Source organism: Cryptosporangium aurantiacum (assembly GCF_900143005.1).
GTDB classification, from domain to species: Bacteria; Actinomycetota; Actinomycetes; order Mycobacteriales; family Cryptosporangiaceae; genus Cryptosporangium; species Cryptosporangium aurantiacum.
Genome location: NZ_FRCS01000012.1, coordinates 110,928 through 132,765, shown reverse-complemented (window position 1 = coordinate 132,765; position 21,838 = coordinate 110,928). Strand labels below are relative to the sequence as shown.

The following is a 21,838-nucleotide window of genomic DNA, read 5'->3' as shown; positions in this document are numbered from 1 at the left end:
CCTCGTTCCTGGGGGAAGGGGCGGGCCTTGGGGGAAGGGGCGGGCCTTGGGTGAAGGGGCGGGCGGGGCTACGACGTAGGGATGACGAAGATCTTGGCGAGCACGGCGGCGAGACCGAGGTCGCCGCGGACCTTGAGCTTTCCGGTCATGAACATCGTCGTCGGCTTGCCGTTGCCCGACGTGAGCAGCAGGAACTCAGGCCCGCCGAGGATGATCGTGGTGTCGGCGCCGTGCTGGGCGACCGCGTTGGCCTCGCACCGATCGCCGTACAGGACCAGTTCGAAGTCGTCGGTGCCGCCGTCCGGCCGACCGGTGATCTTCCAGTGGATGACCTTCGGCGGGCGGGGGTCGCCTGCGCGGTAGTGGTCGGCGAAGCGGCGGAGGATCTGGTCCAGGACGATCGACCGGACCGGGCTGCTCATCACGGCCTCGAGCTGGTCCTTGCGGGCCCGCCCGATCAACCGGGCGAACGCCGCCGGGTCGATCGCCTCGAGCCCCTCGGTGGCGCCCGGTTCTCCGGCTTGTTGCGAGGCGGCGGTCAGCAGCTCTTCGAACTCAGCGGCGCTGATCTGCTTGGGATCAATCTCGGCCAACTGCCGAGGATCGAAGGACGACACGACGGTGCTCCCTCTGTTCGACTTAACGCGCCAGTAGGTTACTCCCGCGTTAAACAACGGGGCTACTGGTTCCTCGAAACTCCGCCATTTACTGGTGGGAATGACAAAGTCGCCGACGCCGGGCGCGGCGCGGGGTCGCGTCCGGACCTGACTTAGGCTGACGTCATGACGCGGGCATCACTGGACAAGCGACCACGCGACGTGGCGGCGATGTTCGACCAGGTCGCACGCCGGTACGACCTCACGAACACGGTGATCTCGTTCGGCCAGGACCGGCGCTGGCGGACGCTCACCGCCGACGTCCTGGACCTGCGGCCGGGTGAGCGGTGCTTGGACCTCGCGGCCGGTACCGCGGTCTCCACCGCGGAGCTGGCGCACTCCGGCGCCGAGGTGATCGCGTGCGACTTCTCGCTCGGCATGCTGCGCGAGGGCCTCGACCGCGGAGTGCCGCTGGTCGCAGGCGACGCCATGCACCTGCCGTTCCCGGACGCCACGTTCGACGCGGTGACGATCTCGTTCGGGCTGCGCAACGTCGCGGACACCGCCGCAGGGCTCGCCGAGATGGCGCGGGTGACGAAGCCGGGTGGGCGGCTCGTCGTGCTGGAGTTCAGCCACCCCACGTGGGCGCCGTTCCGGACCGTCTACACCGAGTACCTGATGCGCGCGCTACCCCGGGTGGCCCGCGCGGTGAGCAGCGCGCCGGACGCCTACGTCTACCTGGCCGAGTCGATCCGCGAGTGGCCGACGCAGGCCGACCTCGCCGGAACGATCGGCGCCAGCGGCTGGCGCTCCGTCCGCTGGCGCAACCTTACGGGCGGAATCGTCACCCTCCACCACGCCTTCCGCGCGTAGGGCGGCCCGCTGAGAACGACGGATGACAGGCGAGCGGGCCTCCTTATGACGGCCCCCTAATGTCACGGCGTCGGCCCGCTCGACTGTCCCCGACGCTCTCAGCGGGCTCCACGTCAGAGCAAAGGCGCAGCGCGCCTTTCACCCTTTGACCGTCAGGCAGGCCAGGCGGGGGCCGGCGATACCGGCTTTGCCTGGGGCGGTTTGGGTCTTCTGGGCGTGGATGATCAGCGACTGAGGCTTCGTGGTGAACCGCCACGGCTGCGTGCTCTTGCTGATCCCGGTGCCCTGCGAGTCGGTCGTGAAGTCGAGCCACACCTCGTTCTGCGGGTTCGCGTACGTCGGGTTCACCGACGGGGGCGAGGCGGACGCGGCCGGGTCGGGGCGGTGCTGGTAGTGCGGCCCGGCTGCGGTGCCGGTGGCTCCGCATGGCTTCGTGTGCAGGTGCGCCCCGTAGGTGCGGTCGGGCTTCATCCCCCCGACGTCGAGCGTCACGGTCGTCGCGTCGGCGATCTCGGCGATCGTCAGGCGGGCGGTGGCGCCGGGCGGGACCAGCGACGGGTCGTACGTCACCGCGACGCTGGTCGGTGAGTAGCTGCCGAACGTACCCTCCGCCACCATCGGCTGCGCTGCTTCGACTGCCGCGGACGCCGATTCCTCCTGCGAACCGCCGTCCTCCCGGGACGCCCCGCCGCACCCGGCAGCGAGCAGCGAGGTGGCTACGAGGACGAGTGCTGCGGATCGGCGCATCACGGTCTCCTTGGGAGCGCAGGGGTCGCTGCGGTGCGAGTCAATCAGCGTAAGTGCTGATATGTGCTATTTCGTTCTGCGGGCACGCTACTCCTTGCGTCGATTTTTTGTGACCCCGTACACAACGGCATCGACGTTTTTGTGCGGTGGACAAAACGTCTCAAGTCAGGTCTTCTCGCGAGGCTGTCGGCGGGTGGTCGCCGTGGCGTCGGGCGCTCGCCGGTTCGGGTTAGGCGAGCCTTAGTACCCAGCCATGTGATGCGCGGCATAGACTGCCCGTGCTGAGTTCGTGAAGATTTTCACAAGCGCACGCAAGCCCCGCCCGATGGCCCCTGAGACCCCTAGCAGCAACACGGTCAGCACCACAGTCGAGAGGCAGCCGTGACCACCGAGCCCGCTCCCCGCGGTGCCGAGCCCCCCGTGGTCGACACCGCCGCCGATAGCCGTTCCATTAGCCTGCCCGGAGTTGTCGGCGGGCCGGTCGGCAACGCGGAAAGACTCGCGGACGCCGACGTGATCGTCGTGGGCGCCGGCCCGGCCGGTTCCGCGGCCGCCTACCACCTGGCCCGGTCGGGGCTCGACGTCCTCCTGCTGGAGAAGACCGAGTTCCCCCGGGAGAAGGTCTGCGGCGACGGGCTGACGCCACGGGCGGTCCGGTCCCTCGTGTCGATGGGTATCGACACCTCTACCGAGAACGGCTGGCTGCACAACAAGGGCCTGCGGGTGATCGGTGGCGGCGTCCGGATGGAGCTGCCCTGGCCCGATCTGGCGGCCTACCCGAACTACGGGCTCACCCGTACCCGGATGGACTTCGACGACATGCTCTCGAAGGCCGCCGTGAAGGCCGGTGCCCAGCTGCGCACCTCCACGACCGTCACCGGCCCGGTGCTGTCCACCGCCGGCCGGGTGGTGGGCGTCGAGGCCGAGGTCGGGCCGGAGAAGACCAAGGCCACCTACCGGGCGCCGCTGGTGATCGCCGCCGACGGCGTCTCCGGCCGGTTCGCGCTCGCGCTGGGGCTGGCCCGCAACGAGGCTCGCCCGATGGGCGTCGCCGTGCGCCGGTACTACCAGAGCCCGCGCCACGACGACGACTACCTGGAGTCGTGGCTGGAGCTGTGGGACAAGGTCGACGGCAAGGATCGGCTACTGCCCGGCTACGGCTGGATCTTCGGTCTCGGTGACGGCCGGTCGAACGTCGGCCTGGGCATCCTGAACAGCTCTGCGGCGTTCAAGGACGTCAATTACCGCCAGCTGCTCAAGTCCTGGATGGCCGGCACTCCGGAGGAGTGGGGCTACCGCGAGGAGAACGCCGACGGGCCGATCCGCGGCGCGGCGCTGCCGATGGGCTTCAACCGCAAGCCGCACTACACCCGCGGACTTATGCTCGTCGGCGACGCCGGTGGCATGGTGAACCCGTTCAACGGTGAGGGCATTGCCTACGCGATGGAGTCCGGCGAGATCGCCGCCGAGGTCGCCGTGCAGGCCCTCGCGCGTGCCGCCGGCCCGAGCCGCGAGCGGGCGCTGCGCGCCTACCCGACGCTCCTCACCGAGCGGTACGGCGGTTACTACCGGCTGGGCGGCGTCTTCGTGAAGCTGATCAGCAACCCGGACATCATGAAGGTCGCGACTCGCCATGGGCTGCCGCATCCGCTCCTCATGCGCTTCGTGCTCAAACTGCTCGCGAATCTCACCGATCCCCGCGGTGGGGACGCTATGGATCGGGTCATCAACGGCCTGTCCAAGCTGGCGCCCGCAGTGTGAGCCTGCAGTGTGATTGAGTACCCCCGAATAACGAGTCACACCATAACCGTCGATAACGAAAGAAACCCCCGATAAAAGACTGCGTCCTGATAGACGCAGGACCAAATAGCTCTACGGCACCTCCTCGCTGCACATCGACGTCAGGGAAGGGAACCGATGGACACCGGTGGTTCACTCGCGCTCTATGCGCCGATCGTCGGCCTCTTCGTGCTGGCTGCTGCTTTTGCGGTGTTCAGCGTCGGTGCGGCGGCCTTCGTGGGGCCCAAGCGCTACAACAAGGCCAAGCTGGACGCCTACGAATGCGGCATCGAGCCGTCACCGCAGGCAACCGGTGGCGGCCGATTCCCGGTCAAGTTCTATTTGACCGCGATGCTGTTCATCGTCTTCGACATCGAGATCATCTTCCTCTACCCGTGGGCGGTCGCCAACGAGGCGCTCGGCCTGTTCGGGCTGGTGGAGATGGTGCTGTTCATCGGCACTGTGTTCATTGCCTACGCGTACGTCTGGCGTCGCGGCGGCCTCGACTGGGACTGAGCCTTACACCGAGGCTCGTCCGCTCACCGACCCACCGATTGAACTGACCGTCTGAATAAACCGGTTGGAACCGGATACCGGTCGACCGGACTGAGAGGGGTCCGCGCCATGGGGCTGGAGGAGAAACTCCCCGGCGGGGTGCTGGTGACCACCGTCGAGAAGATCGTCAACTGGAGCCGGAAGTCGTCGATGTGGCCGGCCACCTTCGGGTTGGCCTGCTGCGCCATCGAGATGATGACGACCGGTGCCGCCAGATACGACTTCGCGCGCTTCGGAATGGAGCGGTTCAGCGCAACTCCGCGGCAGGCCGATCTGATGATCGTCGCCGGTCGGGTGAGTCAGAAGATGGCGCCTGTGCTGCGGCAGATCTATGACCAGATGCCGGAGCCGAAATGGGTGCTCTCGATGGGCGTCTGCGCCAGCTCGGGCGGAATGTTCAACAACTACGCGATCGTCCAGGGTGTTGATCACGTGGTTCCGGTCGACATGTATCTGCCCGGTTGCCCGCCGCGGCCGGAAATGCTGCTCGACGCCGTCCTGAAGCTGCACGAAAAGGTCATGCACGAGCCGCTCGGTCCCAAGCGCCGAGCCGAGCTCGCGGCGGCCAAGGCCGACGGAACCGCCAAGCGGTACGGCACGATGCCGTCCTCCTTCCGGTACGACAAGACGCTCCGGCGGGAGTGGGAGCGGGCCGAGGCCGAGGGCCGCGCCGAGCAGTTCCGGATCGAGACGGCCGCACGGCAGAACGAGGCAGGGGTGGCTCGCAAGTGAGCACTGACGGCAACGGCGCCGACGAACTCGGCGAGCACGGCGAGCACGGCGCCCAGAAGGGCATGTTCGGCGTCTCCGGCTCCGGTGACACCTCCGGGTTCGGCGGGCTGGTCCGGCCGGTCGCCGACCCGCACGCGACCCAGCGGCCCTACGGCGGTTACTTCGACGAGGTCGCCGACCTCCTCACCGAGGAACTGGCCAAGCGCGACGTCGGCTTCGAGAGCGCGATCACCCGAGTGGTGGTCGACCGCGGAGAGCTGACGCTCTACGTCCGCCGGGAGCGCATCGTCGAGGTCTGCAACCTGCTCCGCGACGGCGAGGGTCTGCGGTTCGAGCTCTGCAGCTCGGTCTCCGGCGTCGACTATTTGGACGCTCCGCTGAGCACCGACCCGACCGAGCAGTCCGAGCGGCTGCACGTCGTCTATCAGCTGACCAGCATGACCTACCGGCGGCGGATCCGGCTCGAGGTGGGGGTCACCGTCGACGACCCGCACGTCCCGTCGGTCACCTCGGTCTACCCGACCGCGGACTGGCAGGAGCGCGAGGTCTGGGACATGTTCGGCGTGATCTTCGACGGTCACCCGGCGCTGACCCGGATCCTCATGCCGGACGACTGGGATGGCCACCCGCAGCGCAAGGACTACCCGCTCGGCGGTGTCCCGGTCGAGTACAAGGGCGCGGAGATCCCGCCACCCGACACCCGCCGGGCCTACCGATGAGCCGCCAGGAGGTGGCCGAATGACCCAGACAAGCGACCCGTACGCCGACTCCCGGGAGACCACCGAGGGTCGCGTCTATACCGTCACCGGCGGCGACTGGGACTCGATCCACGCCGAAGATCCGCTGGCCAGTGAGCGGATCGTCGTCAACATGGGCCCGCAGCACCCGTCGACGCACGGGGTGCTGCGGCTCGTCCTCGAACTCGAGGGCGAGACGATCACCGAGGCCCGTACCGTCATCGGGTACCTGCACACCGGCATCGAGAAGAACACCGAGTACCGGACGTGGACGCAGGGCACCACGTTCGTCACCCGGATGGACTACCTCTCGCCGATCTTCAACGAGACCGGCTACTGCCTCGCGGTCGAGAAGCTGCTCGGCGTCGAGGTGCCGGAGCGGGCCACCACGATCCGCGTCCTGCTGATGGAGCTCAACCGGATCAGCTCGCACCTGGTCTGGCTGGCCACCACCGGCATGGAGCTGGGCTCCACCACGATGATGATCTACGGCTTCCGCGAGCGGGAGTTCGTGCTCGACCTGTTCGAGGAGATCACCGGCCTGCGGATGAACATGGCGTTCGTCCGCCCCGGCGGGTTGGCGCAGGACCTCCCGGTCGGCATCGAGGACAAGATCCGCGAGTTCATCCCGTATATGCGGGAGAAGTTCGACGACTACGAGAAGCTGCTCACCGGCCAGCCGGTCTGGAAGGCACGCACCAGGAACGTCGGCTTCCTCGACGTGACCGGCTGCCTGTCGCTCGGTATCACCGGGCCGGTGCTCCGGTCGGCCGGGCTTCCGTGGGACCTCCGGAAGACGATGCCCTACTGCGGGTACGAGAACTACGACTTCGACGTCGTCACCGAGACCACCGGGGACGTCTTCGGCCGGTACCTGGTGCGGGTCAACGAGATGCGGCAGTCGCTGCGGATCGTCGAGCAGGCGCTGGACCGCCTCGCGCCGGGGCCGGTCATGGTCACCGACAAGAAGATCGCGTGGCCGGCGCAGCTCGCGCTCGGCGCGGACGGCATGGGCAACTCGCTGGAGCACGTCCGGCAGATCATGGGCCAGTCGATGGAGGCCCTGATCCACCACTTCAAGCTGGTGACCGAGGGCTTCCGGGTGCCCGCGGGCCAGGTGTACACCGCGGTCGAGTCGCCCCGCGGCGAGTTGGGCTTCCACGTGGTGAGCGACGGCGGCACCCGGCCGTACCGCGTCCACGTGCGCGAACCCAGCTTCGTGAACCTGCAGGCGTTCCCCGCGATGGTCGAGGGTGCTCCGATCGCGGACGCGATCGCGTCGGGTGCCTCGCTCGACCCGGTTATGGGGGGCGTCGACCGGTGACCGCGGGAACTATCGATCTGAGCGAGGCCGCAGTATGAGTGAGCTGACCGACGAGACGGTCCGCGCCGACCTGGCCGAGCAGGCCGCGACGATCGTCGCGCGCTACCCGGAGGGGCGGTCCCGATCGGCGTTGCTGCCGATGCTGCACCTGGTGCAGTCGGTGGACGGGTACGTGAGCCCGGAGGGGATCGCGTTCTGCGCCGAGCAGCTCGGGATCACCAAGGCCGAGGTGGCGGCCGTCGCGACGTTCTACACGATGTACAAGCGCCGCCCGACCGGCGAGTACCTGGTGAGCGTCTGCACGAACACGATGTGCGGGGTGCTCGGGGGAGACAAGGCGTACGAGGCGCTCTCGGCGTACCTCGAGGTGGGGCACGACCAGACCACCGAGGACGGCCGGATCACGCTGGAGCACGCCGAGTGCCTGGCCGCGTGTGACTACGCGCCGGTGATGACCGTCAACTACGAGTACTTCGACCAGGTGGACGCCGACTCGGCGCTCAGCCTGGTGAAGCAGCTCCAGGACGGCGAGCGTCCGATGCCGACGCGGGGCGCTCGGCTGTGCTCGTTCAAGGAGATGTCGCGCCAGCTGGCGGGGTTCGCCGAGGCGCGGAACGGTGCGGTCGCCGATCCGATGACGGACTTCGAGCCGACGGTGGCCGGGAACCGGCTGGCGGAGGAGCGTGGGGTGAGCGTGCCGGGGTTCTTCCCGAACACGCCCATTCCGCGGAAAGCTGACCAGGACGCGAAGCCCACGCCGACCAAGGCCGCGCCCGCCAAGGCTGCGAGCGCGTCCCCGGCCGCGAAGGCCGCGGCGGCGTCTACGGACGAGGGCCCCAAGACCGCCGAGCCGCCCGCGACGGCCAGCACGACCCCCGCCGCCGAGACCCCGCCCGCGGCGACCAGCACCGCCCCCGCGGCCAGCAAGACTCCGGCGGCCGAGGCTCCGGCCGGGCCGCCTGCGGCGACCAGCACGGCCCCGGCGGCCGAGGCCCCGGCTGAGGCGCCTGCGGCGACCACGGCCCCGGCCGCCGACGCGCCCGCGGCCGACGGCCCCGCGGGGGACGCGCCCGGTGCCGATGTGGCGCCTCCGGCGAAGGCGTCTCGGGCGCCGCGGGCGCCGCGGGCTCCGCGGGCGACGAAGTCGACGAAGGCAACCCCGCCGAAGGCCGCTCCGGCGGCGAGCGAACCGGCGGAGGCCGGCGGCGGAGCGTCCGACGAGGACGTAACGGCGGACAAGCCCGCACCACGCCCGCGCCGTCGCAGCGGGCCGTTGGTCTCGGCGACAGCCGACCCGGCCAAGCGCCGCCCGGCCAACAAGGCCCCGGCCAAGCGGGGCGGCACCCGCCGCCCCACCAACCGCGACCCGGAGACCGAGCGTTCGGCGCCGGCGGTCGAGCAGGCCGACGCCACGCCGGCCCAGCCTGCCACGGACCCGCAGGTCAAGGACCTGGAGACGCCGACAAACCCAGCCGAGACGTCGCCGACCGTCCCGGAGCCGTCCGCCGACTCCAAGCCGGCCGGTGACGCGCCGCCGACAGACCCGCGCACCGAGAACGAGGGGCAGAAATGAGCGAGCGCAACGTCCTCACCCCGGTACTCACGAAGCGCTGGCTCTCGCCCGAGGCCTGGAAGATCTCGACCTACGAGCGGCTGGACGGCTACTCCGCCCTCCGCAAGGCGATGAAGGCGCACCCGGACGACCTGATCCAGCTGGTCAAGGACTCCGGGCTGCGCGGTCGCGGCGGCGCGGGCTTCCCGACCGGTCTGAAGTGGAGCTTCATCCCGCAGGGCGACGGCAAGCCGCACTACCTCGTGGTGAACGCCGACGAGGGCGAGCCCGGCACCTGCAAGGACCTGCCGTACATGATGGCCGACCCGCACGGCCTGATCGAAGGCATCGTCATCACGTCATACGCGATCCGGGCGAATTTCGCCGCGATCTACATCCGTGGTGAAGCCGTGCACGCCGCCCGGCGGCTGCGCAACGCGGTCAACGAGGCCTACGCGCGCGGTTACCTCGGTCGCAACATCCTGGGCAGCGGCTTCGACCTGGAACTCGTCGTGCACTCCGGCGCGGGCGCCTACATCTGCGGCGAGGAAACCGCGCTGCTCGACTCGCTCGAGGGCTACCGCGGCCAGCCGCGGCTCAAGCCGCCGTTCCCCGCGGTCGCCGGCCTCTACGGCGGGCCGACCGTGGTGAACAACGTCGAGACGATCGCGAGCGTGCCGTACATCGTGCTCGGCGGGGCCGAGTGGTGGAAGACGATGGGCACCGAGAAGTCGCCCGGCCCGAAGATCTACTCGATCTCCGGCCGGGTGAACCGCCCCGGCCAGTACGAGTGCACGCTCGGCACCACGCTGCGCGAGCTGCTCGAACTCGCCGGCGGCATGAAGGACGGTCACGAGCTGCGGTTCTGGACGCCGGGCGGTTCCTCCACGCCGATGTTCACCGAGGAACACCTGGACGTCCCGCTCGACTTCGAGGGGGCGGCCGCCGCCGGGTCGATGCTCGGCACCACCGCCGTGATGGTCTTCAGCGACAAGGACTGCCCGGTCTACGCGACGTACCGCTGGATCGCGTTCTACGCCCACGAGTCGTGCGGCAAGTGCACGCCGTGCCGCGAGGGCAACTACTGGATGGTCCAGGTGCTCCGCCGGATCCTCTCCGGCCAGGGCACCAAGGCCGACCTCGACACGCTCAGCGACACCTGCGACAACATCTTCGGGCGGTCGTTCTGCGCGCTCGGCGACGGCGCGACCAGCCCGGTGCTCTCGTCGCTCAAGTACTTCCGCGACGACTACCTCGCCTACATCGAGCGTCGCAAGGAGCCGTACTTCTCCGCCGAACAGGCCGCCCTCGCCGGAGCGCACTGATGACGATCGCACCTGACAAAGTCGACACGGTCACGCTGACGATCGACGGCCTGAGCGTCACCGTCCCGAAGGGGACGCTGATCATCCGCGCCGCCGAGCAGCTGGGGATCCAGATCCCGCGGTTCTGTGACCACCCGCTGCTGGATCCGGTCGGCGCGTGCCGCCAGTGCATCGTCGAGGTCGAGGGGCAGCGCAAGCCGGTCGCGAGCTGCACCGCGGCGGTGACGCCCGACATGGTGGTGAAGACGCAGCTCACCAGCCCGGTGGCCGAGAAGGCGCAGCGCGGCACGCTGGAGCTGCTGCTGATCAACCACCCGCTCGACTGCCCGGTCTGCGACAAGGGCGGCGAGTGCCCGCTGCAGAACCAGGCGATGAGCAACGGAGCCGCCGAGTCGCGGTTCCGTGACGTCAAGCGCACCTACCCGAAGCCGCTCGCGATCTCCTCGCAGGTGCTGCTCGACCGGGAGCGGTGCGTGCTGTGTGCGCGCTGCACCCGGTTCTCCAAGCAGGTGGCCGGTGACCCGTTCATCGAGCTGCTGGAGCGCTCGGCGCTGGAGCAGGTCGGCATCGCGTCCGACGAGCCGTTCCAGTCGTACTTCTCCGGCAACACCGTGCAGATCTGCCCGGTCGGTGCGCTCACCGGCGCCGCCTACCGGTTCCGGGCCCGTCCGTTCGACCTGGTCTCCACGCCGTCGGTGTGTGAGCACTGCGCCTCCGGGTGCGCGCTCCGTACCGACTGGCGGCGCGGCAAGGTGCTCCGCCGGCTGGCCGGCGAGGACCCGGCGGTCAACGAGGAGTGGAACTGCGACAAGGGTCGCTGGGCCTTCACCTACGCGACCGGCAAGGCCCGGCTGGCCCAGCCGCTGGTGCGGAACGCCGCCGGTGAGCTGGAGCCGACCTCGTGGAGCGAGGCCTTCACGGTTGCCGCACGCGGCCTGTCGGCCGCTCGCGAGGCCGGGGGCGTCGGCGTGCTGCCCGGTGGCCGTCTCACCTATGAGGACGCTTACGCGTACGCGAAGTTCGCCCGGGTCGCACTGGGCACCAACGACGTGGACTTCCGTGCCCGGCCGCACTCCGACGAGGAGGCGCTGTTCCTCGGGGCACATGTCGCGGGCAAGCCGCTCGAGGTGACCTACGCCGACCTGGAGAACGCGCCCGCGGTCCTGCTCGTCGCGTTCGAGCCGGAGGAGGAGTCGCCGATCGTCTTCCTCCGCATGCGCAAGGGGTGGCGGAAGCACGGGACGAAGGTCTGGTCGGTGGCGCCGCTGGCCACCCGCGGCCTGGACAAGCTCGGCGGAACGCTGATCCAGGCGACGCCGGGCGCGGAGCCCAAGGTGCTGGACGCGTTGCGCGCCGGTGAGCTGCCCGACCTGACGTCGCTGTCGGACGCGCTGCGGACGCCGGGCGCGGTGATCCTGGTCGGGGAACGCGCGGCGGGGATCCGTGGTGCGTACTCCGCGGCGTCGCTGCTGGCGCTCAACACCGGTGCGACGCTCGGCTGGGTGCCGCGGCGGGCCGGTGAGCGTGGTGCGGTGGAAGCCGGCGCGCTGCCGACGCTGCTGCCCGGTGGTCGTCAGGTCACGTCGCAGGTCGCACGCTCGGCGGTCGAGTCGGCGTGGGGCGTGTCGGTGCCGGAGACCCCGGGACGCTCGACCGGCGAGATCCTCGCCGCGGCGGCGTCCGGCGAGCTCGGTGGGTTGATCGTCGGCGGCGTCGACCCGGACGACCTGCCGGACCCGGCGGTGGCGCGCGCGGCGCTGGACGCAGCGCCGTTCGTCGTTTCGCTGGAGGTGCGCCGCTCGGCGGTGGCGGACTACGCGGACGTCGTCTTCCCGGTCGCTCCGGTGACCGAGAAGGGCGGCAGCTTCATCAACTGGGAAGGCCGGGTGCGGCCGTTCGGGCTGACGCTCGAGGGCACCGGCGCGATGTCCGACGCCCGCGTGCTCGACGCGCTGGCCGACGAGCTCGGTGCCTACCTCGGCGCGTCGTCGGCGGAGGCCGTGCTCGCCGACGCCACCGCGCTGGGCGTCGCCGGCCCGGACGCCGACCCGCCACCGTCGCCGATGGAGCCGGCCGCACCGCGGGTCAGCCCCGGTGACGGCGAGGCCGTGCTGGCGACCTGGCACCACCTGCTCGACGTCGGGACGCTGCAGGAGGGCGAGGAGCACCTGGCGGGCACCGCCAAGCCCGCGTTCGCGCACCTGTCTCCGGGCACCGCCGCCGAGCTGGGCGTACGCGCCGGAGCGCACATCCTGGTCTCCACCGACCGCGGGGCGATCCAGCTGCCGGTCGCGATCACCGAGATGCCCGACCGGGTGGTCTGGGTGCCGACGAACTCGGTCGACTCCCGAGTGCGGCCGACGCTCGGCGTGGGGGCAGGCGATCTGGTGCGCGTTACGGCAGGCTCACCTACCGGCGCCGGGCCGGGCCCGGATGGCGGGCTCGGCGACGTCGAGGCCCGCGCCACCAGTGACGGTGGTGACCCGGCGGACGGCGGCCGACCGGCGGTCGACTCGGACGAAGGAGAGTCCTGATGGACGCAGGCGCGGTGCTGGCCGCCGCCGAACCGGCCGCGGTGGGCAACGACCCGTGGTGGCTGATCCTCGCGAAGATCGTCGCGACGTTCGCCATCCTCGTCGTCCTGGTGCTGTTCTCGATCGTCGCCGAGCGCAAGGTCATCGGCTACATGCAGGTCCGGCCCGGGCCGAACCGCGTCGGCCCGTGGGGCACGCTGCAGAGCCTCGCCGACGGCATCAAGCTGGCGTTCAAGGAAGACCTGATCCCGAAGGCCGCTGACAAGGCGGTCTACATCCTGGCGCCGATCATCTCCGCGGTCGTCGCGCTGATCGCGTTCTCGGTGATCCCGCTAGGCCCGAACGTCTCGGTCTTCGGCCACACCACCGCACTCCAGCTCACCGACCTGCCGGTCGGCGTCCTGTACATCCTGGCCTGCTCGTCGCTCGGCGTGTACGGCATCGTGCTCGCCGGGTGGGCGTCCGGCTCGACGTACCCGCTGCTCGGCGGTATGCGGTCGGCGGCACAGATGATCTCGTACGAGGTCGCGATGGGCCTCTCGATCGTGCCGGTGCTGCTCACCGCCGGGTCGCTGTCGACCAGCGAGATCGTCTGGGCACAGGAGAACACGTGGTTCGTGTTCACGCTGCTGCCGAGCTTCGTCGTCTACGCGATCTCGGCGGTCGGCGAGACCAACCGCGCCCCGTTCGACCTGCCGGAGGCCGAGAGCGAGCTGGTCGGCGGGTTCCACACCGAGTACTCGTCGCTGAAGTTCGCGATGTTCTTCCTCGCCGAGTACGTGAACATGGTGACGGTGTCGGCGCTCTGCGCCACGCTGTTCCTCGGCGGCTGGCGCGCTCCGTTCGGCCTCGGCACGATCTGGCCGGGCGCGAACGAGAACTGGTGGCCGGTGCTCTGGTTCATGGGCAAGGTGCTCGCCGCGCTGTTCGTGTTCGTCTGGCTGCGTGGCTCGCTTCCCCGCCTGCGCTACGACCAGTTCATGCACTTCGGCTGGAAGGTCCTGGTGCCGGTCAGCCTGGTCTGGCTGCTGCTGGTCGCCGCGATGAACACGCTGCGCCGCGAGTACGAGTTCTCGACTCGCGAGATCCTGATCGGCGTCGCGGTCGTGCTGCTGGTCGTGGTCGCGCTGAGTCTGCTGATCCCGGAGCGGGAGAAGAAGGAAGTCGACGCCCGCGACCCGAACCCCCAGTCCGACTTCCCGGTGCCACCGCTCGACCTCGTCGTTCCACCGTCGCCACGGCTCAAGCAGGTCCCCGCCAAGGTGGGCGCCGACGACGAGTCGCCGAGCGAGAAGGAGAACTGATCGTGTTCGACTCCGTCAAAGGCTTCGGGCTCACCTTCTCGACGATGTTCAAGAAGCGGGTGACGATCAAGTACCCGGACGTCCCGCAGCCGGCCGCGCCCCGCTACCACGGTCGCCACGTGCTCAACCGGCACCCCGACGGGCTGGAGAAGTGCGTCGGGTGCGAGCTCTGCGCCTGGGCGTGCCCGGCCGACGCGATCTACGTCGAGGGTGGCGACAACACCGAGGATGCCCGCTACTCGCCGGGTGAGCGGTACGGCGCGGTCTACCAGATCAACTACGCGCGCTGCATCTTCTGCGGGCTCTGCATCGAGGCCTGTCCGACCCGGTCGCTGACCATGTCGAACTCCTACGAGCTGGCCAGCGACAGCAGGGCCGACCTGATCTACACGAAGGAGCAGCTGCTCGCGCCGCTGCTGCCCGGGATGGAGGCGCCTCCGCACGCGATGCGGCTGGGCGCCAACGAGACCGACTACTACGTCCAGGGCCCGACCAACCCGGGGGCCTCGGCGGGTGCCGAGCGTCCGGACCGGTCGGAACCGAAGGAGGTCGTCCGGTGAGCACGCTGAGTGTTGCTCTCGACGGGCTGACTGTGTTGTCGGCCGCCGCCCCCGGCGATCCGCCGACCGGTGAGAAGGTCGCGTTCTGGATCCTCGGTCCGGTCGCGCTCGGCGGCGCGATCGGCATGGTGATGGCCCGCAACGCGATCCACTCGGCGCTGTTCCTGGTCTGCACGATGTTCAGCCTGGGCGTGTTCTACGTCCTCCAGGCCGGCCCGTTCATCGGCATGGTGCAGATCATCGTCTACACCGGCGCGATCATGATCCTGTTCCTGTTCGTGCTGATGCTGATCGGCCGGGACTCCGCGGACTCGATCGTCGAGACGCTCCGCGGGCAACGGCTGGCGGCCGTCCTGCTCGGTATCGGGCTGGCCGCGCTGGTCACCACCGCCCTCTACCGGGCGCTCGGCGAGACGTCGGCGCGCGGCCTGGCGCAGACCAACGAGGCCGGCGGCGGGAACGTGGATTCGATCGCCGCGCTCCTGTTCACCCGCTACGTGTTCGCGTTCGAGGTCACCAGCGCGCTGCTGATCACGGCGGCGGTCGGGGCGATGATCCTGGCCCACATCGAACGCGACAAGGCCGGCCTCCCGACGCAGCGCGAGCGTTCGATCGCCCGCTTCCGGAAGGGGAACTACCCGGCGCCGAAGCCCGGCCCGGGCGTCTACGCGCTGTCGGACTCGGTGGCCACCCCGGCGCTGCTGCCCGACGGCACGCCGGCCGAGGGCAGCGTCGCGCCGTCGGTCGAGCGGCGTGAACTCGACAGCGGTCTGACCACCCCGAAGGGCTGAGCTGATTCCATGAAGGGCCGGCAGTGACTCCTACCTACTATCTGCTGCTCTCCGCTGCACTGTTCACGATCGGCGCGGTGGGTGTTCTGATCCGCCGGAACGCGATCGTCGTGTTCATGTGCATCGAGCTGATGCTCAACGCGGCCAACCTCTCGCTGGTCACGTTCTCCCGGATCAACGGCACGCTCGACGGTCAGATCATGGCGTTCTTCGTCATGGTCGTCGCCGCGGCCGAGGTCGTCGTCGGGCTCGCGATCATCATGTCGATCTTCCGCACCCGCCGGTCGGCCTCGGTCGACGACGCGAACCTGCTGAAGTACTGAGGGGATAAAGCGCCGTGGAGTATGCAGAGCCGACGGGGTCTCTCGCCCTGCTCTGGTTGCTGATCGCGCTGCCGCTGGCCGGTGCGCTCGTCCTGTTCCTGCTCGGCCGCCGGGCGAACGCCTGGGGCCACCTGCTCGGGTGCGCGACGGTCGGCATCGCGTTCGTCCTGGGCGTCGTCCAGTTCCTCGAACTGCGCGGGCTCGGAGAGGAAAGCCGGGCAGTCTCCCAGCACCTCTTCACGTTCATCGAGGTCGGTGGGCTGAAGGTCGACGCCGGGCTGCTCTACGACCCGCTCTCCGCGGTGTTCGTGCTGCTGATCACCGGCGTCGGCTTCCTCATCCACGTGTACTCGATCGGGTACATGGCGCACGACGAGGGCCGGCGGCGCTTCTTCGCGATGCTGAACCTGTTCGTCGCCGCGATGCTGCTGCTGGTTCTCGGCAACAGCTTCGTCGCGCTCTACGTCGGCTGGGAAGGCGTCGGTCTGGCGTCCTACTTGCTGATCGCGTTCTGGTTCACCCGGCCGGAAGCCGCGACCGCGGCGAAGAAGGCGTTCATCATGAACCGGGTCGGCGACGTCGGCCTGGCGCTGGGCATCTTCCTGCTCTTCGCGACGCTCGGCGACACCTCGTTCGAGGGCGTCTTCTCGTCGGTCGACGAGCTCTCGTCGACGACGGTCACGATCCTGGCGCTGCTCCTTCTGCTCGGCGCCTGCGGTAAGTCCGGCCAGTTCCCGCTGCAGGCGTGGCTCCCGGACGCGATGGCCGGCCCCACGCCAGTGTCCGCGCTGATCCACGCCGCGACGATGGTCACCGCGGGCGTCTACCTGATCGCCAGGGCACACCCGATCTACGACCTGTCCGGGACCGGCCAGACCGTCGTGTGTGCGATCGGCGCGCTGACGCTGCTGATCGGGTGCATCATCGGCTGCGCCAAGGACGACATCAAGAAGGTCCTGGCGTACTCCACGGTCAGCCAGATCGGCTACATGTTCCTGGCCGTCGGGCTCGGCGGCGAGGCGTACGCGCTCGGCATCATCCACCTGCTCGCGCACGGCTTCTTCAAGGCGGGGCTGTTCCTCGGCGCGGGCTCGGTGATGCACGGGATGAACGATCAGGTCGACATCCGAAGGTTCGGCGGGCTGGCGAAGTACATGCCGATCACGACCGCGACGTTCGGACTCGGCTACCTGGCGATCATCGGCATCCCGCCGCTGTCCGGGTACTTCTCCAAGGACCCGATCATCGAGCACGCGTTCGACCGTCCGGGCTGGACCGGCTGGTTGTTCGGCGGGGCGGCGCTGCTCGGCGCCGGGCTCACCGCGTTCTACATGACGCGGCTGTTCGTCCTCACGTTCCTCGGCAAGCCGCGCTGGACCACCGAGGAGGAGGGTGGGGCTCCGCACCCGCACGAGTCCCCGCTGTCGATGACCGTGCCGATGATCCTGCTGGCGGTCGGCTCGGTGGCCGGCGGTTTCCTGCTGACCCAGGGCGACCGCACCGTGCACTGGCTCGAGCCCGTGCTCGTCGGCGAGACCGGTGAGGTGCACGAGGTCGCGCACAAGATGGAGCCGATCGTCGTCACCGGCCTGGTCGTGGCGGTCTCGGTGATCGGTGCGGCGCTGGCCTACCTGATTTTCCGCCGCGGCACCGCCAAGGTGGAGCAGCCGGCCAACCAGCTGGTGGTGGCCGCCCGGCGGAACCTCTACGCGGATGCGTTCAACGAGGCCGTGCTCATGCGGCCGGGCCAGTGGCTCACCCGGGCTCTGGTGTACGTCGACAGCCGTGGGGTGGACGGGCTGGTCAACGGCCTGGCCGCCGCGGTCGGTGGCGGCTCCGGCCGGCTCCGCCGCCTGCAGACCGGGTTCGTCCGGTCGTATGCCCTGACGATGCTCGGAGGTGCGGTCGTGGTGCTGGCGTCGCTGCTGGTGGTGCGGCTCGGATGAACGGTCCCTGGCTCCCCGTACTGACCGCGCTGCCGCTGGTCGGCGCGATCGTCGTGGCGTTCCTCCCGAAGAGCGCCGACCGGCTCGCGAAGCTGGTCGCGCTGGGCTGGTCGCTGGTGGTCCTGGTGCTGACGATCATCGTCTGCGCCAACTTCGACCCGGACGGCGATCGCTTCCAGTTCGTCACCTCGTACACCTGGATCCCGCAGTTCGGCACCCGCCTGGCGTTCGGCGTGGACGGCATCGCGCTGGTGATGCTCGCGCTGATCGCGGTGCTGACGCCGATCGTCCTGCTGGCGTCCTGGCACGAGTCCGGCGCCGGACGCCGCTCGGTGAAGACGTACTACGCGCTGATGCTGGCGCTGCAGACCTGCATGATCGGCGTGTTCGTCGCGACCGACGTGTTCTTCTTCTACGTCTTCTTCGAGGCGATGCTCGTCCCGATGTACTTCCTGATCGGGTCGTACGGCGGTCCGCAGCGGCAGTACGCGGCGGTGAAGTTCTTCCTGTACTCGCTGGTCGGCGGTCTGTTCATGCTCGCCAGCGTGATCGCGCTGTTCGTCGTCAGCGCCCGCGAGCTGGGCGAGGGCACGTTCGCGTTCGAAGACCTGGCCGGGCTCGACATGACCACGGCGACCGGCCGCTGGATCTGGCTCGGGTTCTTCATCGCGTTCGCGGTGAAGGCGCCGCTGTTCCCGTTCCACACCTGGCTACCGGACGCGGGCGGCCAGGCGCCGATCGGCGCGGCCGTGCTGCTGGTCGGCGTCCTCGACAAGGTCGGGACGTTCGGCTTCCTGCGGTACAACCTGCCGCTGTTCCCGGAGGCGTCCCGGTTCTTCGCGCCGCTGGTGATCGTGCTCGGCATCATCGGCATCCTGTACGCCGCGCTGGCGGCGATCGGTCAGCACGACATGAAGCGGCTGGTCGCGTACACCTCGGTGGCCCACTTCGGGTTCATCGCGGTCGGCGTCTTCGCGTTCACCACCCAGGGTGGGTCGGGCGCCGTGCTCTACATGGTCAACCACGGCATCGCGACCGGCGCGCTGTTCCTCGTCGTGGGCTTCCTGATCGCCCGCCGCGGCTCGGCCCTGATCGCCGACTACGGCGGCGCCGGGAAGCTCGTCCCGTGGATCTACGGGGCGTTCTTCATCACCGGCATGGCGTCGCTGGCGTTGCCGATGACGAACTCGTTCGTCAGTGAGTTCCTGGTGCTGCTCGGGGTGTTCTCGCGTAACCCGGTGGCGGGTGTCGTCGCGACGCTCGGCATCGTCGTCGCCGCGCTGTACGTGCTGTGGATGATCCAGCGGACGATGCACGGGCCGGTGAACCCCACGATGGTGTCTGAGTCGCCCGAGTCCGGGGACCGGCCCAAGTGGCGTGACCTGACCCGCCGCGAAGCCTGGGTGATCGCGCCGCTGCTGGTGCTGATCATCGGCCTGGGCGTCTACCCGAAGCCGCTGCTCGACGTGATCAACCCCGCGGTGAAGCACACGCTCACCGACGTGGGCAAGAGCGATCCGCAACCCACTGATGTGGCCGGAGGAGACCGATGAACGACCTTCTGGCGGCCGACATCGAGGCCCCGAAGCTCGATTACGGGGCGCTCTCGCCGATGCTGATCCTGCTCGGCGCGGCGTGTGTCGGCATTCTGGTGGAGGCGTTCGTCCCCCGCCGGGCGCGGCATCTCGTCCAGGTGGTGCTGTCGCTCGGCGCGCTGGCAGCCGCGTTCGTCGCGGTGGTCGTCCAGGCGAAGACCGAGGTGATCACCGCCGCCGGTGCGGTGGCGATCGACGGCCCCGCGCTGTTCCTGTCCGGCAGCATCATCGTGCTCGGCGCGGTGAGCGTCCTGCTGATGGCCGAGCGGTCGCTGGACGTCGGCGGCTCGTTCGTCGCGCAGGCGGCGATCGTCGCGGGTTCGCCGTCCGACCGTCGGCTCGCCAGCGAGCCCACGTCGCACACCGAGGCGTTCCCGCTCGCGCTGTTCGCGCTCGGCGGCATGCTGCTGTTCGTCTCGGCGAACGACCTGCTGATCATGTTCGTCGGGCTCGAGGTGCTCTCGCTGCCGCTGTACCTGCTGTGCGCGCTGGCCCGGCGCCGGCGGCTGATCAGCCAGGAAGCCGCGGTCAAGTACTTCCTGCTCGGCGCGTTCGCCTCGGCGTTCTTCCTGTACGGCGTCGCGCTGATCTACGGCTACGCGGGCGCGGTCGACCTGCGGGCCATCCGCGACTCGGTGAACAGCTCGCCCGCCGACGACGTGCTGCTGTTCCTCGGCTTCGCGATGCTGCTGATCGGTCTGCTGTTCAAGGCGGGCGTCGTCCCGTTCCACTCCTGGACGCCCGACGTCTACCAGGGCGCACCGACGCCGGTGACCGCGCTGATGGCCGCCTGCACGAAGGTCGCCGCGTTCGGCGCGATCCTGCGGGTGTTCTACGTGGCGTTCCAGTCCACCAAGTGGGACTGGCGGCCGGTGCTGATCGGGATCGCGATGCTGACGATGGTCGTCGGTGCGGTCCTCGCGGTCACCCAGACCGACATCAAGCGTCTGCTGGCGTACTCGTCGGTCGCCAACGCCGGTTTCATCCTCACCGGCGTCGTCGCGCTGACCGAGAAGGGCGTGTCCTCGACGCTGTTCTACCTGGCCGCGTACGGCTTCACGACGATCGGCGCGTTCGCGGTCGTCATGCTGGTGCGCGACGCCGACGGCGAGGCAACTCACCTCTCCCGGTGGGCCGGGCTGGGGCGACGGTCACCGCTCTACGCCGGTGTGATGACGCTGTTCCTGCTGGCGTTCGCCGGTCTGCCGCTGACCAGCGGATTCATCTCGAAGTTCGCGGTGTTCGCGGCGGCGATCGACGGCAACGCGACTTCGCTGGTGATCGTCGGCGTCATCGCGAGCATGGTCCTCGCATTTCCGTATCTTCGAGTCATTGTGCTCATGTACCTTTCTGACCCTGCTGAGGACGGTCCGACGGTTTCGGTTCCGGGTGGTTTCACCGCAGCTGCCCTGACTATCGGGGTCCTGGCCACACTGGCTTTGGGCGTGGTGCCGACTCAACTGCTCGACCTCGCAGGGCAGGCGGCACAATTTGTTCGATGAACACGCGCACAGCAGGGATGGACGTGGCACCCACCGGGACAGGTCTGCTCGGCATCGAGGCCATCGAGCCTGAGTTTGCCGCTTCCGTCCGTGCCGGCCTGGGGCAGGTGGAGGACGCGCTCCGCACCGCGGTGTCGGACGCCGACCCGTTGGTCGGCAGCGCCGCCCGCCACTTGGTCGAGGCGGGCGGCAAGCGGTTCAGGCCGCTGCTGGCGCTGTCGGCGGCGCACTTCGGTAACCCCGAGGCGCCCGCCGTCGTGCAGGCGGCGGTCGTTGCCGAGCTGACCCATTTGGCGACGCTCTACCACGACGACGTCATGGACGAGGCCCCCGTGCGGCGGGGCGCGCCGAGTGCGAACGCGCGGTGGACCAACACCATCGCGATCCTCACCGGCGACTACCTGTTCGCGCGGGCGTCCGACCTGGTCGCCGATCTGGGGCCGGAGGCGGTGCGGCTGCAGGCCCGGACGTTCGCCCGGTTGGTGACCGGGCAGATCCGGGAGACGGCCGGTCCGCTCGGCGACACCGACGCGGTGGAGTTCCACCTGCACGTGCTCGCGGAGAAGACCGGGTCGCTGATCGCCACGTCGGCCCGGTTCGGTGCGATGTTCGCCGGCTGCGGCCCGGCGATCACCGAGACGCTGACCGCGTACGGCGAGGAGATCGGGGTGGCGTTCCAGCTCTCCGACGACCTGCTCGACATCGCGTCCACGTCGGCGGAGTCGGGCAAGACGCCCGGCACCGACCTGCGGGAGGGTGTGCCGACGCTGGCCGTGCTGCACGCGCTGGCCGGCGACGACCCGGCCGAGGCGCGGATGCGGGAGCTGATCTCGCGGCCGATCTCCGACGACGACGAGGTGGCCGAGGCGCTGGGGCTGCTGCGGGAGAGCCCCGCGATGGCCACCGCGCGCGAGACGCTGGCCGCGTACGCGCAGCGGGCCCGTGACTCGCTGGCCACGCTGCCCGACGTGCCCGCCAGGCGCGCGCTGGAGTCCCTCACGTACTACGTGGTGGACCGCACGGGCTGACGCGATCCCGGGCCCCTGAGCGCGGCTCAGAGGCC

19 protein-coding genes are annotated in these 21,838 nt (G+C 69.6%); 17 read left to right on the top strand and 2 right to left on the bottom strand.

The genetic code is table 11. The features are described 5' to 3' along the window. Positions 1-68: 68 nt before the first annotated feature. Positions 69-593, bottom strand: a complete 525-nt coding sequence (locus BUB75_RS32030) for an SCP2 sterol-binding domain-containing protein (protein ID WP_143175528.1) — start codon at positions 591-593, stop codon at positions 69-71. 189 nt (positions 594-782) lie between these two features. Between BUB75_RS32030 and BUB75_RS32025 the strand changes: the two genes are divergently transcribed. Further along, entirely contained in the window at positions 783-1,469 is a 687-nt protein-coding gene (locus BUB75_RS32025; protein WP_073262267.1) for a demethylmenaquinone methyltransferase, read from the top strand. A 138-nt stretch (positions 1,470-1,607) separates the two neighbouring features. Here BUB75_RS32025 and BUB75_RS32020 read toward each other — a convergent pair whose 3' ends face one another. Further along, complete coding sequence (locus BUB75_RS32020; protein WP_073262265.1) at positions 1,608-2,216, bottom strand: superoxide dismutase family protein; 609 nt, start codon at positions 2,214-2,216, stop codon at positions 1,608-1,610. A gap of 456 nt (positions 2,217-2,672) precedes the next feature. On the opposite strand from BUB75_RS32020, the gene BUB75_RS32015 reads away from it, so the two are divergent. The 16 genes from BUB75_RS32015 (at position 2,673) to BUB75_RS31940 (ending at position 21,803) form a co-directional block, all read left to right on the top strand. Beyond that, positions 2,673-3,977: a geranylgeranyl reductase family protein gene (locus BUB75_RS32015; RefSeq protein ID WP_073262513.1), complete on the top strand. Its 1,305-nt coding sequence runs from the start codon at positions 2,673-2,675 to the stop codon at positions 3,975-3,977. A 156-nt stretch (positions 3,978-4,133) separates the two neighbouring features. Then, positions 4,134-4,511, top strand: a complete 378-nt coding sequence (locus BUB75_RS32010) for an NADH-quinone oxidoreductase subunit A (RefSeq protein ID WP_073262263.1) — start codon at positions 4,134-4,136, stop codon at positions 4,509-4,511. A 108-nt stretch (positions 4,512-4,619) separates the two neighbouring features. Continuing rightward, positions 4,620-5,282, top strand: a complete 663-nt coding sequence (locus tag BUB75_RS32005; RefSeq protein ID WP_073262262.1) for a NuoB/complex I 20 kDa subunit family protein — start codon at positions 4,620-4,622, stop codon at positions 5,280-5,282. Positions 5,283-5,344: 62 nt separating this feature from the next. Continuing rightward, positions 5,345-6,001, top strand: coding sequence for an NADH-quinone oxidoreductase subunit C (locus BUB75_RS32000; protein WP_245806349.1), 657 nt, complete (start codon positions 5,345-5,347; stop codon positions 5,999-6,001). 19 nt (positions 6,002-6,020) lie between these two features. Then, positions 6,021-7,343 (top strand): NADH-quinone oxidoreductase subunit D, encoded by a 1,323-nt coding sequence (locus BUB75_RS31995; protein ID WP_073262258.1) that lies wholly within the window; start codon positions 6,021-6,023, stop codon positions 7,341-7,343. 34 nt (positions 7,344-7,377) lie between these two features. Beyond that, entirely contained in the window at positions 7,378-8,916 is a 1,539-nt protein-coding gene (nuoE, locus tag BUB75_RS48925) for an NADH-quinone oxidoreductase subunit NuoE (protein ID WP_084741952.1), read from the top strand. After that, complete coding sequence (gene nuoF, locus BUB75_RS31985; RefSeq protein ID WP_073262254.1) at positions 8,913-10,220, top strand: NADH-quinone oxidoreductase subunit NuoF; 1,308 nt, start codon at positions 8,913-8,915, stop codon at positions 10,218-10,220. The genes nuoE and nuoF overlap by 4 nt, the downstream gene beginning before the upstream one ends. After that, positions 10,220-12,754, top strand: a complete 2,535-nt coding sequence (locus BUB75_RS31980; protein ID WP_073262252.1) for an NADH-quinone oxidoreductase subunit G — start codon at positions 10,220-10,222, stop codon at positions 12,752-12,754. Before nuoF ends, BUB75_RS31980 begins: the two co-directional genes overlap by 1 nt. Beyond that, the gene (nuoH, locus tag BUB75_RS31975) at positions 12,754-14,058 is read left to right on the top strand and encodes an NADH-quinone oxidoreductase subunit NuoH (protein WP_073262250.1); all 1,305 of its coding nucleotides are present in this window, start codon (positions 12,754-12,756) and stop codon (positions 14,056-14,058) included. The genes BUB75_RS31980 and nuoH overlap by 1 nt, the downstream gene beginning before the upstream one ends. 2 nt (positions 14,059-14,060) lie before the next feature. After that, on the top strand, positions 14,061-14,618 hold the full coding sequence (gene nuoI / locus BUB75_RS31970; protein WP_073262248.1) for an NADH-quinone oxidoreductase subunit NuoI: 558 nt from the start codon (positions 14,061-14,063) through the stop codon (positions 14,616-14,618). A 5-nt stretch (positions 14,619-14,623) separates the two neighbouring features. Further along, positions 14,624-15,409 (top strand): NADH-quinone oxidoreductase subunit J, encoded by a 786-nt coding sequence (locus BUB75_RS31965; RefSeq protein ID WP_143175548.1) that lies wholly within the window; start codon positions 14,624-14,626, stop codon positions 15,407-15,409. 23 nt (positions 15,410-15,432) lie between these two features. Next, positions 15,433-15,732 carry an NADH-quinone oxidoreductase subunit NuoK gene (gene nuoK, locus BUB75_RS31960; protein ID WP_073262246.1) on the top strand — a complete coding sequence of 100 codons (300 nt, stop codon included), beginning with the start codon at positions 15,433-15,435 and terminating at the stop codon, positions 15,730-15,732. 14 nt (positions 15,733-15,746) lie between these two features. Then, on the top strand, positions 15,747-17,678 hold the full coding sequence (gene nuoL, locus BUB75_RS31955) for an NADH-quinone oxidoreductase subunit L (RefSeq protein ID WP_073262244.1): 1,932 nt from the start codon (positions 15,747-15,749) through the stop codon (positions 17,676-17,678). After that, positions 17,675-19,231 carry an NADH-quinone oxidoreductase subunit M gene (locus BUB75_RS31950; protein WP_073262242.1) on the top strand — a complete coding sequence of 519 codons (1,557 nt, stop codon included), beginning with the start codon at positions 17,675-17,677 and terminating at the stop codon, positions 19,229-19,231. The genes nuoL and BUB75_RS31950 overlap by 4 nt, the downstream gene beginning before the upstream one ends. Beyond that, a complete protein-coding gene (gene nuoN, locus BUB75_RS31945) occupies positions 19,228-20,775 on the top strand; it encodes an NADH-quinone oxidoreductase subunit NuoN (RefSeq protein ID WP_073262240.1) in 1,548 nt (515 codons plus the stop codon). The genes BUB75_RS31950 and nuoN overlap by 4 nt, the downstream gene beginning before the upstream one ends. Beyond that, positions 20,772-21,803, top strand: coding sequence for a polyprenyl synthetase family protein (locus BUB75_RS31940; RefSeq protein WP_073262238.1), 1,032 nt, complete (start codon positions 20,772-20,774; stop codon positions 21,801-21,803). Before nuoN ends, BUB75_RS31940 begins: the two co-directional genes overlap by 4 nt. Positions 21,804-21,838: the final 35 nt, after the last annotated feature.

Coding starts and splice junctions, on each gene's coding strand:
- BUB75_RS32025 (WP_073262267.1), top strand. CDS start 783: ATGACGCGGGCATCACTGGACAAGCGACCACGCGACGTGGCGGCGATG.
- BUB75_RS32020 (WP_073262265.1), bottom strand. CDS start 2,216: ATGCGCCGATCCGCAGCACTCGTCCTCGTAGCCACCTCGCTGCTCGCT.
- BUB75_RS32010 (WP_073262263.1), top strand. CDS start 4,134: ATGGACACCGGTGGTTCACTCGCGCTCTATGCGCCGATCGTCGGCCTC.
- BUB75_RS32005 (WP_073262262.1), top strand. CDS start 4,620: ATGGGGCTGGAGGAGAAACTCCCCGGCGGGGTGCTGGTGACCACCGTC.
- BUB75_RS32000 (WP_245806349.1), top strand. CDS start 5,345: ATGTTCGGCGTCTCCGGCTCCGGTGACACCTCCGGGTTCGGCGGGCTG.
- BUB75_RS31995 (WP_073262258.1), top strand. CDS start 6,021: ATGACCCAGACAAGCGACCCGTACGCCGACTCCCGGGAGACCACCGAG.
- nuoE (WP_084741952.1), top strand. CDS start 7,378: ATGAGTGAGCTGACCGACGAGACGGTCCGCGCCGACCTGGCCGAGCAG.
- nuoF (WP_073262254.1), top strand. CDS start 8,913: ATGAGCGAGCGCAACGTCCTCACCCCGGTACTCACGAAGCGCTGGCTC.
- BUB75_RS31980 (WP_073262252.1), top strand. CDS start 10,220: ATGACGATCGCACCTGACAAAGTCGACACGGTCACGCTGACGATCGAC.
- nuoH (WP_073262250.1), top strand. CDS start 12,754: ATGGACGCAGGCGCGGTGCTGGCCGCCGCCGAACCGGCCGCGGTGGGC.
- BUB75_RS31950 (WP_073262242.1), top strand. CDS start 17,675: ATGAACGGTCCCTGGCTCCCCGTACTGACCGCGCTGCCGCTGGTCGGC.
- nuoN (WP_073262240.1), top strand. CDS start 19,228: ATGAACGACCTTCTGGCGGCCGACATCGAGGCCCCGAAGCTCGATTAC.
- BUB75_RS31940 (WP_073262238.1), top strand. CDS start 20,772: ATGAACACGCGCACAGCAGGGATGGACGTGGCACCCACCGGGACAGGT.